The sequence below is a fragment of the Phytohabitans kaempferiae genome (assembly GCF_042433955.1).
GTDB lineage: Bacteria > Actinomycetota > Actinomycetes > Mycobacteriales > Micromonosporaceae > Phytohabitans > Phytohabitans kaempferiae.
In genome coordinates this window covers 174,035-189,177 of the sequence record NZ_JBHLUH010000041.1, presented here as the reverse complement: position 1 = coordinate 189,177, position 15,143 = coordinate 174,035, and the positions used below count along the sequence as shown (strand labels likewise).

11 protein-coding genes are annotated in these 15,143 nt (G+C 70.3%); 5 read left to right on the top strand and 6 right to left on the bottom strand.

Going from position 1 to position 15,143, the window contains the following annotated elements:
* Nucleotides 1–14: 14 nt before the first annotated feature.
* The 3 genes from ACFFIA_RS21475 to ACFFIA_RS21465 all read left to right on the top strand — a co-directional run bounded on the left by ACFFIA_RS21475 (nt 15) and on the right by ACFFIA_RS21465 (nt 3,734).
* Nucleotides 15–1,505 (top strand): glycoside hydrolase family 53 protein, encoded by a 1,491-nt coding sequence (locus ACFFIA_RS21475; protein ID WP_377253386.1) that lies wholly within the window; start codon nt 15–17, stop codon nt 1,503–1,505.
* Nucleotides 1,505–3,013, top strand: coding sequence for a glycoside hydrolase family 53 protein (locus ACFFIA_RS21470; RefSeq protein WP_377253385.1), 1,509 nt, complete (start codon nt 1,505–1,507; stop codon nt 3,011–3,013). Before ACFFIA_RS21475 ends, ACFFIA_RS21470 begins: the two co-directional genes overlap by 1 nt.
* A gap of 160 nt (nt 3,014–3,173) precedes the next feature.
* Nucleotides 3,174–3,734 carry a PadR family transcriptional regulator gene (locus ACFFIA_RS21465; protein WP_377253384.1) on the top strand — a complete coding sequence of 187 codons (561 nt, stop codon included), beginning with the start codon at nt 3,174–3,176 and terminating at the stop codon, nt 3,732–3,734.
* Between the two features lie 327 nt (nt 3,735–4,061).
* On the opposite strand, the gene ispG is transcribed toward ACFFIA_RS21465, so the two are convergent.
* The 5 genes from ispG to ACFFIA_RS21440 all read right to left on the bottom strand — a co-directional run bounded on the left by ispG (nt 4,062) and on the right by ACFFIA_RS21440 (nt 10,551).
* The gene (ispG, locus tag ACFFIA_RS21460) at nt 4,062–5,231 is read right to left on the bottom strand and encodes a flavodoxin-dependent (E)-4-hydroxy-3-methylbut-2-enyl-diphosphate synthase (RefSeq protein ID WP_377253383.1); all 1,170 of its coding nucleotides are present in this window, start codon (nt 5,229–5,231) and stop codon (nt 4,062–4,064) included.
* A gap of 169 nt (nt 5,232–5,400) precedes the next feature.
* Nucleotides 5,401–6,681 carry a M50 family metallopeptidase gene (locus ACFFIA_RS21455; protein WP_377253382.1) on the bottom strand — a complete coding sequence of 427 codons (1,281 nt, stop codon included), beginning with the start codon at nt 6,679–6,681 and terminating at the stop codon, nt 5,401–5,403.
* On the bottom strand, nt 6,678–7,880 hold the full coding sequence (gene dxr / locus ACFFIA_RS21450) for a 1-deoxy-D-xylulose-5-phosphate reductoisomerase (RefSeq protein ID WP_377253381.1): 1,203 nt from the start codon (nt 7,878–7,880) through the stop codon (nt 6,678–6,680). Before dxr ends, ACFFIA_RS21455 begins: the two co-directional genes overlap by 4 nt.
* 184 nt (nt 7,881–8,064) lie before the next feature.
* Nucleotides 8,065–8,313: a PDDEXK family nuclease gene (locus ACFFIA_RS21445; protein ID WP_377253380.1), complete on the bottom strand. Its 249-nt coding sequence runs from the start codon at nt 8,311–8,313 to the stop codon at nt 8,065–8,067.
* 63 nt (nt 8,314–8,376) lie between these two features.
* Nucleotides 8,377–10,551 (bottom strand): MMPL family transporter, encoded by a 2,175-nt coding sequence (locus ACFFIA_RS21440; RefSeq protein WP_377253399.1) that lies wholly within the window; start codon nt 10,549–10,551, stop codon nt 8,377–8,379.
* 94 nt (nt 10,552–10,645) lie between these two features.
* On the opposite strand from ACFFIA_RS21440, the gene ACFFIA_RS21435 reads away from it, so the two are divergent.
* A complete protein-coding gene (locus tag ACFFIA_RS21435) occupies nt 10,646–11,353 on the top strand; it encodes a TetR/AcrR family transcriptional regulator (RefSeq protein WP_377253378.1) in 708 nt (235 codons plus the stop codon).
* Between the two features lie 197 nt (nt 11,354–11,550).
* Nucleotides 11,551–13,095, top strand: coding sequence for a phytoene desaturase family protein (locus ACFFIA_RS21430; RefSeq protein WP_377253376.1), 1,545 nt, complete (start codon nt 11,551–11,553; stop codon nt 13,093–13,095).
* Between the two features lie 349 nt (nt 13,096–13,444).
* Here the strand turns inward: ACFFIA_RS21430 and ACFFIA_RS21425 are convergent, their stop codons facing one another.
* On the bottom strand, nt 13,445–15,010 hold the full coding sequence (locus ACFFIA_RS21425; protein WP_377253374.1) for a Rieske 2Fe-2S domain-containing protein: 1,566 nt from the start codon (nt 15,008–15,010) through the stop codon (nt 13,445–13,447).
* Nucleotides 15,011–15,143: the final 133 nt, after the last annotated feature.

The window sequence follows — 15,143 nt, the reverse complement described above, 5'->3', positions numbered from 1 at the left end:
ACAGGAGGCTGGCTATGAGGGTGTTCCGACTGGTCGCGGTCGCGGTGTCCGCGACTCTTGTCGGCGGGTTCCTGGGGATGGGTCAGGCACGAGCCTCCGGAGGCGGCGTGCACAACGCTGGATTCGAGGACGGGCTGGCCGGCTGGGCGACCACCGGCACCGCCTCGGCCGACGAGGGCGGGCACGCGGGCGCCTCCCGCCTCACGCTGTCCGCGACCGCGTCGGCCACGCAGAAGGTCTCGGGGCTGGCCCGCGGCGCGTACACACTGAGACTCTGGGTCCGCGGTGGTGGCGCCGCGGCCGCGAGCCTGGACTGCGGCGGGCCCGACCGCCGGGTCGACGTGCCGCGCACCGGCGCCGACCTGTGGGTGCAGGTGGCGGTCGACGCGCGGGTCACCTCCGGCCGCTGCGTGATCCGCCTCGCCACCACCTCCGGCTGGGCACACGTCGACGACGTCACCCTCACACGCGGCGCGCTCGACCCGGTGCGCGTCAAGGGCGCCGACATCTCCCACCTCGCCAAGAACGAGGCCCACGGCGCCGTCTACCGCGACCACCGCGGCAAGCGCGGCGACGCGGTGCGCCTCCTCCGCGACAACGGAGTGAACTGGACCCGCCTCAAGGTCTGGGTCGACCCGGTCGACGGCTCCAACAGCAAGGCGCAGGTGCTCGCGATGGCGAAGCGGGCCAGGGCGCAGGGCATGCGGCTGCTGATCGACTTCCACTACTCCGACGCGTGGGCCGACCCGGGCAAGCAGAACAAGCCGGCGGCCTGGGCCGACCTGCCCTTCGACGGGCTGCGCCAGGCGCTGTACGACCACACGTACGACGTGATCTCGGCACTGCGCCGGCAGGGCACGCCGGCCGACATCGCGCAGGTCGGCAACGAGATCAACGGCGGTCTCCTGTGGCCGGACGGCCGCTGGGACAACTGGGACGGCCTCGCCGCGCTCCTCACCGCCGGCAGCCACGCGGTCAAGGCCGCCTCACCGTCCACAAAGGTCATGCTGCACCTCGCCGAGGGCGGCAACAACGGCGGGCACGTGTGGTGGTTCGACAACGCCATCTCCCGCGGCGTGCCGTTCGACGTCATCGGCGTGTCGCACTACGTCTACTGGCACGGCCCGCTCGGCGCGCTCCAGGCCAACCTCTTCGACCTCTCCGCCCGGTACGGCAAGCCGATCGCGGTGGTCGAGACGGCCTACGGCTTCACCCTCGAACAGCACGACCACGAGACGAACATCTTCAACGCCTCGCTGGAGCAGGCGGGCGGCTACCCGGCGACGCCGCGGGGGCAGGCCGACGCGCTGCGCGACATCTTCAACGTGGTGGCCGCCGTACCCGGCACGCTCGGCGTCGTGTACTGGGAGCCCACCTGGACCGCGGTGGACGGCGCCGGCTGGGACCCGGCCGACCCCACCTCCGGCGACGGTTGGGAAAACCAGGCGGTCTTCGACTACTCGGGCCGCGCACTGCCGGCCCTTCGGGTCTTCGGGAGGTTCTGATGCGCTTGCGGCTCGTCCTCGCCGCCGTCGCGGCCCTGGTGTTGCTTCCGACCGCGCCAGCCGTCGCCGCGTCCACATTGACCAACACCGGCTTTGAGTCGGGACTCAGCGGATGGAGCGGCAACGGCTACACCGAGTCGGGGGGACGATCCGGCCTCCGGCTCACCCACTGGGCCTCCGGCGCGTACCGGTGGGAGACCTACCAGACGCTGACCGGGCTGGCCAACGGCTCGTACACGGCCCGCGTGTGGGTACGCTCCGGCGGCGGGCAGAGATCCGCCTACCTCGCCCTCAAGAACTGCGGCGGCGCCGAGCAGCGGACCACGGTGCCCGCCACCGACGCGTGGGCGCAGATCTCCGTGACCACCACAGTCTCAAATGGACAGTGCACAGTGAGCCTCTTCTCCGACGCGAACGCGGGCAACTGGGCCAGCTTCGACGACGTCACCTTCGCCGCCGGCTCGACCGGTGGTGGCGGCACTCTCCAGATCCGCGGCGTCGACGTCTCCACTCTGAAGAAGAGCGAGGACCGCGGCGGCGTGTACCGGGACAGCGGCGGCACGCAGCGCGACGCGCTGACCATCCTGCGTTCGAGCGGCGCGAACTACGGGCGGCTCAAGGTGTGGGTCAACCCGGCCGACGGCTACAACAACAAGGCCCGCGTGCTCACCATGGCCAGCCGCATCAAGGGGCAGGGCATGAAGCTGCTGGTCGACTTCCACTACTCCGACTCGTGGGCCGACCCCGGCAAGCAGAACAAGCCCGCGGCGTGGGCCAACCTGTCCTTCTCGGCGCTGCGGCAGGCGGTGTACGACCACACGTACGACGTGCTCAACGCGCTGAACGCACAGGGCACCACGGCCGACATGGTGCAGGTGGGCAACGAGATCAACGACGGCATGCTGTGGCCGGACGGGCGCTCGAACAACTGGGCCAACCTCGCCTCGCTGCTCACCGCCGGCGGCAACGCGGTCAAGGCGGTCAACTCGTCGACCCAGGTGATGCTCCACCTCGCCGAGGGCGGCAACAACAGCCAGCACCGGTGGTGGTTCGACCAGGCGGTGAGCCGCGGCGTGCCGTTCGACGTGATCGGGGTGTCGCACTACATCTACTGGCACGGCTCGACGTCCAGCCTCCAGGCCAACATCAACGACCTCGCCTCCCGCTACGGCAAGCCGATCGTGGTGGCCGAGACCGCGTACGGCTTCACGCTCGCCGCCGACGACAGCGAGCCGAACATCTTCAACTCCTCGCTCCAGCAGGCGGGCGGCTACCCCGCGACCCCGCAGGGCCAGGCCGACGCACTGCGCGCCGTGATCAACGTGGTCAAGGCCGTACCCAATGGTCGGGGTCTTGGGGTCTTCTACTGGGAGCCGACCTGGACCGCGGTGAACGGCAACGGCTGGGACCCGACCAACCCCTCGTCCGGCAACGGCTGGGAGAACCAGGCGCTCTTCGACTACAGCGACCGGGCGCTGCCCGGCCTGGCGGTGCTCGGCACCGCCTGAACCTCCCACACTCTCCGCCCGGCCGGTCCCCCATCGGACCGGCCGGGCCCTTTTTGGCCCGCATCACATGTCGGTGGTACCCCTTGTCGCCGATACGTTACCGATATATCGTCGAGCTATCAACGACAGAACGAAGAGCACCATCACAGGGGGAAGCACCATGGGATTCCGCAGAGGTTTCGAAGAGCTGCACGAGGCCCGCATGCGCGGGTTCGGATTCGGCGGCGGCTGGGGCGGTGGCTGGGGCCACGAGCACGGCCACCGGCATGGACGGGGCCGTGGCGGCCGCCGGCAAAACGTGCGAGCCGCCGTGCTCGCCCTGCTCGCCGAGCGCCCGATGCACGGCTACGAGATGATCCGCGAGCTGGAGAGCCGCACCGGCGGCATCTGGCGCCCGAGCCCCGGCTCGGTCTACCCGACGCTCCAGCTACTCGAGGACGAGGGGCTGATCGTCGCCGAGACCGGCGAGGGCCGCAAGCGCTTCGCACTCACCGAGGCCGGCCGCGAAGAGGCTGCCCGCGCGGCTGAGGCGCCGCCGTGGCAGGAGTTCGCCGACGACACTGTCTCGCAGGCACAGGACTTCCGCGACGCCGCCTTCGGCATCATGAACGCGCTGCGCCAGGTCGGTTTCAACGGCACGCCCGAGCAGCGCCAGCGCGCGCTTGAGGTGCTCGACGAGACCAAGCGCAAGCTGTACGCCATCCTGGCCGAGTCCAACTGACCCGCACCGCGGCGGGACGTAGCAGCAAAATCCCCGGTTTTGCTGCTATCCCGCGCGGAGGTAGCAGCAAAATCAGGGATTTTGTCAGAGGTCTTCGAGGCGTGCGACTGGGCCGGCAGGGCTCTTTCGGGGGCGGGCGGAGGGCCACGAAGGTGGCCTTCCGCCCGGTTGTGTCTTCGGGCCTTGCGTCGGGCGCCGCAGGCCCAGCCCGGCGTAACCGCCCACGGATCCGGCCTTACGCCCCGCACCGTCCGCTGAACAGTGGCCCACCCATGCCCGGAGGCCGAGAAAGGCACCGGAGGGCGCCTCGAGGACCAGCGTCACTCCTCAGTGGACAGTGACCGTCGGGCCCACGACGTTGCGCAGCTCCTCGGGCAGCTCGGCGCCCATCGAGTCGGCCAGCCGGAGCGCCTCTTCGATCAGCGTCTCCACGATCTGCGACTCCGGCACGGTCTTGATGACCTGGCCCTTGACGAAGATCTGACCCTTGCCGTTGCCCGAAGCGACGCCCAGGTCGGCCTCGCGCGCCTCGCCGGGGCCGTTGACCACACAGCCCATCACGGCGACCCGCAGCGGCACCGGCAGGCCCTCCAGTCCGGCGGTGACCTGCTCGGCGAGCGTGTACACGTCGACCTGAGCGCGGCCGCACGACGGGCAGGAGACGATCTCCAAGCCACGCTCGCGGAGCCCCAACGCCTCGAGGATCGCGTTGCCGACCTTGATCTCCTCGACCGGCGGCGCGGAGAGCGATACCCGGATGGTGTCGCCGATGCCCTCGGCCAGCAGCGCGCCGAACGCGACCGCCGACTTCACCGTGCCCTGGAACGCCGGGCCGGCCTCGGTCACGCCCAGGTGCAGCGGGTAGTCGCACTGCTCGGCGAGCTGGCGGTAGGCCCGCACCATCACGACCGGGTCGTTGTGCTTGACCGAGATCTTGATGTCGCGGAAGCCATGCTCCTCGAAGAGCGAGCACTCCCACAGCGCCGACTCGACCAGCGCCTCGGCGGTCGCCTTGCCGTACTTGGCGAGCAGCCGCTTGTCGAGCGAGCCGGCGTTGACGCCGATCCGGATCGGTACGTTGGCGTCGGCGGCCGCGCGCGCGATCTCGGCGACCTTGTCGTCGAATGCCTTGATGTTGCCGGGGTTGACCCGCACCGCGGCGCAGCCGGCGTCGATCGCGGCGAAGACGTACTTCGGCTGGAAGTGGATATCGGCGATGACCGGGATGCCGGACTTCTTCGCGATGGCCGGCAGAGCCTCCACGTCGTCGGCGGAGGGCACCGCGACCCGCACGATCTGGCAGCCCGCGGCGGTGAGCTCGGCGATCTGCTGGAGGGTCGCGTTGACGTCCGCGGTGAGCGTGGTGGTCATCGACTGCACCGACACCGGCGCACCCCCGCCCACCGGCACCGAGCCCACCATGACCTGCCGCGACTTACGGCGTTCCGCCAGGGGCGGCGGCGGCACCGCCGGCATGCCCAAAGAAACGGCGCTCACAGCACCCACCTTTCGTTTGCGACTACGAGGCTCGCGGGCATACCTCCACGCACCGCACCGAGCCGCCGAAGCTCACTCCTCGCGCTCACCGTGCCACCTTTCGTGACCGGGCTCGCGGACAGACCTCCGCGCTCCACACTCACTGCTCGCGCTCACAGGAAGATCACCTTCAGAAGGGCAGCTGGATCGGGTTGACGATATCGGCGGCAACCGTCAGCAGGGTGAAGCCGCCGAAGATCAGAATCACCACGTAGGTGACCGGCATGAGCTTGAAGTAGTCGACGCGGCCCGGGTCGGGGCGGCCGAGCCGGGCGTACAGCCACGAGCGGACCTTCTCGAACCAGGCGATCGCGATGTGTCCGCCGTCGAGCGGGAGCAGCGGCAGCAGGTTGAAGATGCCGATGAAGAAGTTGAGCGCGGCCAGCAGCAGGATGAACGTGGGCCACTCGCCCCGGTCGAAGAGCTCGCCGCCGATCCGGCTGGCGCCCACCACGCTGATCGGCGTCTCCGGGTCGCGCTCGTCACCGGTCAGCGCGGCCCACAGCGCCGGCACCTTCTCCGGGAAGCGCTTGAGCGCGCTGAACGTGCCCTCGAACATCACGCCCGTCTGCTCGACCGCCCGGCCGACACCGTCGATCGGGCCGGCGGTGGTGCGGGGGATGACCGGCGTGATGCCGAGCATGCCCACCTTTTCCAGGTCAGCGGGGGTGATGTCGGTGGCCGAACGGTCGGGGTCGTCGCGGATGACCTGCTGCTTGACCCGCTCGGCGACCGGCAGCGTGATGGACTGCGTCTGGGTCGCGCCCTCCCGGTCGTACGTGATGCTGACCTGCTGGCCCCCGGAGGCGCGGATCATGGCGGTGAGCGCGTCCCAGCCGCGGACCTCCTGCCCGTTGAGGGCGGTGATGGTGTCGCCGGGCTGGAGGCCGAGCCGGACCGCGGCGCTGTCGGGGTCGACGCCCGGCTCGCACGCGCGCTCACGCTGCGTGGCCGGGTCGACGCTCCACCGCTCCTCGACACACGGCGAGACGCTGCTGATCGTCACCGGCTGGCTCTGGAGCTTGGACTGGTCGTTGAGCGGCACGAACGAGAAGAGCCCCCACAGGATCAGCACGCCCAACGCGAAGTGCGTGATCGATCCGGCGCTCATCACGACCGTGCGCTTCCACACCGGGTAGCGCCACATCGCGCGCGGCTGGTCCTCTGGCGCCACGTCGTCGTCCTGCGGCGTCATCCCGACGATCTTCACGAAGGCGCCGGCCGGGATCGCCTTCAGCCCGTACTCGGTCTCTTTGCGGCGGAACGCGAACAGCGTCGGTCCGAAACCCACGAAGAAGCGCGTGACCTTCATGCCGAACATCCGTGCCGTACCCATATGTCCGGCTTCGTGGAGGGCGACGGAGATGAAGATACCCAGCGCGAACAGGAGGATCCCGAAGATCTCCATCAAGCTCCTTCACCGATGATCCGCAAAGCGTGTGCGCGCGCCCATGCCTCCGCCGCAAGCACGTCCTCGACGGTACCTGGTTCGGCGAAGTCAGGAGCCTCGTCCAGTACACGTTCGAGCGTTTCAACCATCCCGAGGAATGGCAGCCGGCCGGCGACGAAGGCGGCCACGCACTCCTCGTTAGCCGCGTTGTAGACGGCCGGGCGGCAGCACCCCGCCGCGCCCGCCTCCTTGGCCAGCCGCACCGCCGGGAAGGCCGCGTCGTCGAGCGGCGCGAACTCCCACGTGTGCGCCCTGGTCCAGTCGACCGCGGGCGCGGCGTCGGCCACGCGGTCGGGCCAGCCGAGCGCGAGCGCGATCGGCAGGCGCATGTCGGGCGGGCTGGCCTGGGCGATCGTCGAGCCGTCCACGAACTCCACCATCGAGTGGATCACGGACTGCGGGTGCACCATGACCTCGATCGCGTCGTACCCGATCCCGAAGAGCTCGTGCGCCTCGATCACTTCGAGGCCCTTGTTGACAAGCGTGGCCGTGTTGATGGTGACGACCGGCCCCATGTTCCACGTCGGATGGGCCAGCGCCTGCTCGGGCGTCACGTCGGTCAGCTCCTCGCGCCGCCGCCCCCGAAACGCCCCACCGCTCGCCGTCAGCACCAGCCGCCGCACCTCGCCGGCCGAGCCGCCGCGCAGGCACTGCGCCAGCGCCGAATGCTCGGAATCCACCGGCACGATCTGCCCCGGCCGCGTCACCGCGGCCCTGACCAGCGGGCCGCCGGCCACCAGCGACTCCTTGTTTGCCAACGCGAGGGTACGACCCGCGTGCAGAGCGGCGAGCGTAGGAGCCAGCCCCAGGGAGCCGACCACGCCGTTGAGCACCACGTCGCACGGCCACTCGGCCAGCTCGGTCATCGCGGCGGGGCCGGCCAGGATCTTGGGGATGCGGAAGTCGCCGGTGGCGTATCCGCGGCGGGACGCCTCGGCGTAGAACGCGAGCTGCAGGTCCTGCGCGGCCGACGCCTTGGCCACGCCCACCGCCTCGACGCCCAGCTCCAGCGCCTGCGCGGCGAGCTGCTCCACATTGCCACCGCCGGCACCGACGGCCACGACCCGAAACCGGTCGGGGTTGCGCCGCACGATGTCGATGGCCTGCGTGCCGATCGAGCCGGTCGACCCGAGCAGGACGATGTCGCGGGAAGAACTCACCGGGCCATTCTCTCCCAGTGCCCACCGGGGGCAGGCGGCCGGAGGCGGCTGGGTACCGCTTCGGTGGCCGCCACCTCCTCCGTTCGTGGCGATGGCGCGGTGGACGCCCGGGCGACGGCGAACTCGATACGCACGGGGCGGCACGGTAGCAGCCCGCGCCCCGCCCCGCCGCCCCCCGGTGCTACTACTCCGCTTCGACCAGCTCGGCGTAGCACCACAGGCCCGCTCGCCGCGCCGCGCGATGCAATGGATAGGCGAGCTCCCGCTCGATCGCCTGGTGATCAAACCCGGCGTGCGGCGTCACGACGACGCTCCCACGAAACACTTCGATCTTCGGACCGTTGTTTCCGGGCAGGAGCTCCATGGCGAGTTGTGCGGTCCACGGCCGGTTGTTGACCTTTGCCAGCCAGTCGAACGACGCGGGTTGTGCCATTTACTCCACCCCCTCCGGAGCATCGCATCGTGCAGCGTCAAGCGTAGTGGTGTAAGGACCCCATCAGAGGTGGACGGCGGGTTCCCGTTCCCGGGCGGGCTCGGCGGGGTCGCTCTCGCGCAGGCCGTACCTGCTGTAGACGCGGCCGAGCGGGCCGGGCGCCCACCAGTTCCAGCGGCCGAGCAGGCGCATGGTGGCGGGCACCAGCAGCGCGCGGACCAGCGTCGCGTCCACCACGATCGCCACGATCATGCCGATCCCGATCAGCTTGATGAACATGATGCCGCCGGTCGCGAAGCCCGCCACCACGACGATGAGCAGCATCGCGGCGGCGGTGATGATGCGGCCGGTACGCGCCAGCCCGTGCGCCACCGACGCCGTGTTGTCGCCGGTGCGGTCCCACTCCTCGCGTACGCGGGACAGGAGGAACACCTCGTAGTCGGTGGCGAGTCCGAAGAGGACGGCGAGCATGAGGATCGGATTGCTCGGCTCGATGAAGCCGGTCGGCGTGAAGCCCAGCAGGTCGGCGAGGTGACCGTCCTGGAAGATCCAGACCACCACGCCGAACGAGGCGCCGATCGAGACGAGGTTCATCAGCACCGCCTTGATCGGCAGTAACACCGAGCCGAACGCCAGGAAGAGCAGCACCAGCGTGGCGGACGCCATGATCAGGGCCATCCACGGCAGCCGCGAGGCGAGGCTGGACATCAGGTCGAGGTCGGTGGCGGTACGCCCGCCGACCAGCACCTCGCCGCCGTCCGGCGCGGGCAGGTCGCGGATCGCGCGCACCGCGTCCTGGGCGACGTCGCCGGTGGGCTCGCCGCGGTACGTCGCGGACAGCAGCGTGGACTCGTCCTGGTTGGCGGTGACCAGCACCTCGGTCACGCCGGCCAGCTCACCGACCCGCTGGGCGAACTGCTGCGCCTCGGCTGCCGGTACGCCGGTGACCAGCACCTCGATCGGCCCCACCGAGCTGTCCGGGAAGTCTGCCGCGATCCGGTCGGCGACCACGCGCGGCTCGCTGCCGGCCGGCAGTACCCGCTCGTCGAAGCCGCCGAACTCCATCCGCGCGGCGGGGATCGCGAAGACGGCGAGGATCGCGACCACGCCGACCGCGTACAGCCAGGGGCGGCGCATCACGCTGCGGGCCACGCGGGCCCAGCCGGCCCCCTCCGCGCCCGTGCTGCGGCGGCGCCACGGACGGGGTACGCGCAGCGCGTTGACCCGCGGGCCGAGCACGGCGAGCAGCGCGGGCAGCACGGTCAGCGCACCGAGCATCGCCACGAGTACGGCCGCCACGCCGCCGAATCCGATCGAGCGGAGGAACACCTGTGGATAGATCAGCAGGCTGGCCAGCGCGAGCGCGATCGTGAGGCCGGAGACCATGACGGTGCGCCCCGCGGTGGTCATCGTGCGCTGGATCGCGGCTGTCGTGTCGTGCCCGGCGGCCAACTCCTCGCGGAAGCGGCTCACCACGAACAGCGCGTAGTCGATCGCCATGCCGAGGCCGAGCAGCGTGATCACGTTGATCGCGAATACCGAGACGTCGGTGGCGAGCGTGAGCAGCCGGATCGCCACGAACGCCCCGAGGATCGCCAGCCCGCCGATCAGCAGTGGCATGCCCGCCGCGACAAGCCCACCGAAGATCACGATGAGCAGCACCAGGAGTACCGGCAGCGAAAGCGTCTCGGCGCGGATCAGGTCCCGCTCGGTCTGGTGGTTGGCCTCGTAGAAGAGCGGCACCATGCCGCCCGCCTCCGTGGTCAGGCCGGGCGCGTCCAGAGCCGGCTCGAGATCCTCGAACGCGGCGGTCTTCTCGTCCGGCTCGATGGCCCGCAGTCGCACCGCCGCGTACGTCGCGTGGCGGTCGGCCGAGACGAGGTTGGGCGCCTGCGTGTCGTACCAACTGGTCACGCTCGCCACCTCGGGCCGCGCGCGGAGCGCGGCGAGCGTGGTGGTGACCGGGTCGCGGAAGGCCGGCTGGTCGACCGTGGCGGTGTCGCTGGAATACAGGACGAGGATATCGACGTCCTGACTGCCGAGTTCGGCGATGATCCGTTCGCGGGCCTTGGTCGACTCGCTGGCGGGGTCTTCGAAGCCCCCGCCGGTCACCTTGCCGAAGACCCCCGCGCCCCAGGTCGCGCCCACCACGACCAGCACCGCCGCGGCCGCCAGCACGCCCCAGCGCAGCCGGACGACGGCCCTCCCCCACCACGCGAACATGTGCCATACCCCCATTGCCACAACCGTTAGGCTGTAATAGCCAATCAGTCAGGTAAACGATGTTTACTATCGCAATCGCTGTTTTTAAGCGTCAAGGGGGTTCGCGGTTATGACGGCTACGTCACCGTCCCGTCGCGAACGCCTGCGCTCGGCCACCGTCTCAGAAATCAAGGAGGGGGCGCGCAAACTGCTCGTCGCCGGCGGGCCGCAGGCCATCTCACTGCGCGCGATCGCCCGCGACATGGGCATGACCGCACCGGCCATCTACCGCTACTTCCCCAGCCTCGAGGCGCTGGTCGTCGCGCTCGCCGAGGATCTTATGCGCGAGGTCGCCGACGTGGTGGCGGCGGCCAGCGCGGCGGCCGGCGACGACCCGGGCCGCCAGCTCGTCGCGATGGCCCGCGCCTACCGGGCCTGGGCGGTCGCCAAACCGGTGGAGTTCGGCCTGGTCTTCGGCGCACCGGTCCCCGGCGTCGGCGAACTCGGCCTGGAGTGCCTGCCGGACGACCCGGGCGCCGACCTCGGCCAGCCCTACCTGGACGCGTTTCTCAAGCTGTGGCAGCGCAAGCCGTGGCCCACGCCGCCGCGCGAGTACATGCTCGAACGTCTCGGCCCCCACCTCGGGCCGCTCCAGGCCGCCCACGGCGACCTGCCGATCGAGGTGGCGTACACCTTCCTGTCCGGCTGGGCCCGGCTCTACGGCCTGGTCGCGATGGAGGTCTTCCACCAGTTGCGGTGGGCGCTGACCGATCCCGAGGCGCTCTTCGAAGCGGAGATCGTCCAATTCCTGAGCCAGGTTGGCGCGCTGCCCGACTAACCTTGCCAGGCATGGGCGGGAGCGCGCCGAGCGACGGAGCGAGGTAGGGATAAGCGGGAGTCGCGAGGCTACGGACCCAGAGCACGACGGTGGATGAGCGCCGAGCGACGGAGCGAGGTAGGGATAAGCGGGAGTCGCGAGGCTACGGACCCAGAGCACGACGGTGGATGAGCGCCGAGCGACGGAGCGAGGTAGGGATGTTGCCTGAACGTGCGGACGTGGTGATTGTCGGAGCCGGACACAACGGGCTCGTCTCGGCGGTGCTGCTGGCCCGGGCCGGCCTCGACGTGGTCGTGCTGGAGGCGGCCGACGTGCTGGGCGGCGCGGCCCGCACCGAGCGTCCGTTTCCGAAGGTGCCCGGGCTCGGCCACTCCACCGGGTCGTACCTGCTCGGGCTCATGCCCCCCGAGCTGCTCAAGGCGCTCGACGTGGAGATCCCCGTGCTGCGCCGCGACCCGCACTACTTCCTGCCCACGCGCGGCGACGCCTACCTGCTCTTCGGCACCGACCGCGCGGCGACCCGCGCGCAGATGGCGCGGTTCTTCTCGCCCGAGGACGTGGCGGCCGACGACGCGATGCAGGCGGAGATCGGCGCGCTCCGCGACGACCTGGGGCCGGCGTGGCTGGCGGAGCCACTGCCCGTCGAGGAGACCGCCGACCGCTACATCCGGCCCGCGCTCCGCCAGGTCTTCATCGACCTGGTACGCGGCTCGGTCGCCGACTACCTGGCCCGCTTCGACTTCCGGTCGGAGCTGCTCGTCTCGATGTACGCGGTCACCGACGGCCTCTCCGGGCTCAACGCCGGCCCCGACGACCCCGGCACCGGCCACAACTTCCTGGCACACAACATGTGCCGGCTCCCCGGCTCGGACGGCACCTGGATGATCGCCAAGGGAGGGATGGGCACGGTCTCGCGGACCTTCGCCGACGCCGCGCGTGCCGCCGGGGCCAAGCTCCTCACCGGTACCCGCGTGAAGGAGATCGCCCTCGACGGCGGCGCGGCTTCCGGTGTGGTGCTGGAAGACGGGCGGGCGGTGCGCGCGAAGGTGGTGCTCGGCGCGTGTGACCCGTACCGGCTGATCGAGCTGCTGCCCGACGGCGCGCTGCCGGCGGAGCTGACCGCGCGGATGGCGGAGGTCCGCCGCCCCGGCACCACGCTCAAGGTAAACATGGCGCTCTCCGGGCTGCCCCGCTTCCCCTGCCTGCCGCGCGAGGCGCCGAGCCCGTTCGGCGCGACGATCCACCTGCTGCCCTACCACGACTCGCCGATGGCCTCGCTCCGTGCGATGTGGACAGAGGTGGTGGCGGGCCGGCTGCCCGCCGAGCCGACCATCGAGTGGTACGTGCACACGACCGTCGACCCGTCCCTGCGCGACGAGGGCGGCCACCACTCGTCGGCGCTGTTCGTGCAGTCGGTGCCGGCCACCGTCACGGACGCCGAGCTGTCCTCCTATGTGGAGCATCTACTGTCCATCTGCGACTCGTACGCGCCCGGCACCTCCACGCTCGTGGCCGACTCGTTCCCGCTCACGCCGGCCGGGATCGAGCGGCACTTCGGCATCACCGGCGGGCACATCCACCACGTCGACAACACGGTCTCGTTCACCGACCGCATGCCGTACGCGACCGGCGTCGACGGCGTGTACGCGGGCAGCGCCGGCTGCTTCCCGGCCGGCAGCGTGATCGGCGCGGCCGGCCACAACGCGGCCCAGCGCATCCTCCGCGACCTCGCCGTGGCCTGACTCGCGGCAGCGCCGCGTCACTCTGCCGGCGAGGTCGGCGACGCGCTCCCCGACGGCGACAGAGACGGGGATGGAGACGGGGAGTCCGACGGCGACGGAGACGGGTCCGGCGTGGCCGGCGGGCAGGTGGGGACGGCGATGTAGACGTCGTCGCCGGCCAAGGGGGCGGGCGCCGGCGCGGGTGATGCCTCCGCGCCCGGTGCGGGTCTCGCTGGTGTCGCGGGCGCCGACAGCGGCACCACGACCGTCATCAACACGGCGACAAGACCGAGCACGGCCCTCACCTGCCCTCCCGAGGCGGGACTAAATGTCCCTTTTGCACCTCAGGGCAGTCAAGATCGGGAGACCGTTACTCCGATCGGTCGGCGGTCGCCGGCGCCTTGCTGGCCCGGATCTGGTGCCCCACGCTGGTCAGGCAACGCCCGCTGGCCAGGTCGAACTTCCAGCCGTGCAGCTGGCAGGTGAGCTGGTTGCCCTCCACGACTCCGAAGCGGGTCAGGTCGGCCTTCAGGTGCGGACACCGCCGCTGCACGACCCACTCGCCCAGGCGGACGTCCTCCTTGTCGGCGTTCTGGAAGTGCTCGTCGTACCAGCCCTCGGCGTACTGCAACCGCTCCTCGGACAGGCACTTGAAAAACGCGTAGACGAACTCGTTGTACTGGCCGATGCGGGCCGCCGAGAAGCGGCAGGAGAGGAAGAGCGAGTTGACCCAGTCGACCTCGCCGATGTGGAGCAGGTGCTCGATCAGGGCCCGGTCGGTGCGGAAGCGGTAGCGGACCTTCTCGTCGCCGTACGGGCGGACCTGCTTGCCGGGGAAGTCCACCACGATCGACTCGACCGACTCGCCGTCGTAGCCGACCAGGTCGAAGCGCACCGGCCCGCCCACGCCCTTGGCCAGGTAGATCGACTCGTCGAGCAGCGGCTCGACGACCCGCTTCATCTCCTTGAGCACGTCGATCTCGGGATGCCGCCACGACGCCTTGGCCGCCTCGATGACCGGGCGCTTGCGCTCCCGCATCTCCTCCAGGTGGGACTTCTTGTTGGCGAAGAACTGGTCGACGTCGGTCGGATGCGTCGTGGTGCACGACTCGGCGGTGACCTCGGAAACCGAGCCCGGCAGCAGCACGATGGCGTTGTCTCCGCCGACCTTGGCGTACTCCCGCATGAAGACCGACTGGTCGGGGAAGATGTTGCCCTCGTCGCCGAAGATGTCGTTGAACTGCCACAGCTCGTCGTCGAGGAAGCACGGCGGCCCGGCGATCGGAAAGACGTGCGATGCCTTGAGGTCGTCGATGTAGCGGAACGTCCGGTCAAACTGCCGGTCGCGCTTCTGCTTGCCGAACGCGGTCTTCGCCGCCTGCGGCAGCTCGTACACCATCGGATACCAGATCGCGCCGGAAAACTGGAGCATGTGCGCGTGCACGTGCCCCAGCTCGGCGAACGTCGACAGGTCGGTGGGACGGGCGTCGTTCTGGTTGAGCAGCCGCACCCCGTCGTACTCGACCCAGAGCGACGAGTCGCCGATCGGCCCGTCCGTCGGCGACGTCAGCGCCTGGATCATCACCTTGAGGCCGCCGTCGAGCTCCAGCACCTCGTTGGTCTTCGTCTCGATGAAGCTGGTGAAGCCCAGCTCGCGCAGCTCGTCTTCCAGCTCGCTCGTCGGGTACTCCGGCAGCAGCACCGTCGCCTTCTTCGAGATGAAGCGCTTGAGGTGATCGGCGTCGAAGTGGTCCCGGTGCAGGTGGGAGACGTACAGGTAGTCGGTCTGCCCGAGGCTCTCCCAGTCGAGCTGGGAGTTGTCGGGGAAGGGGAACCACGAGGCGAAGTACGCCGGGTTGACCCACGGGTCGCACAGGATGCTGCCCGCGGCCGTGTCGATCCGCATGCTCGCGTGCCCCGTACCCGTAACTCGCACGGCACTGCCTCCAGTCCAGCCACTCGAGGATTACGTACCGACGCTACCGGCACCGCTCCTCCGACGCGCGCAAGACCCCCGGTCCCACCGAGAGCGCTCGCACGGCTCCGGACGAGGGCGCTCGCGGCGCCGT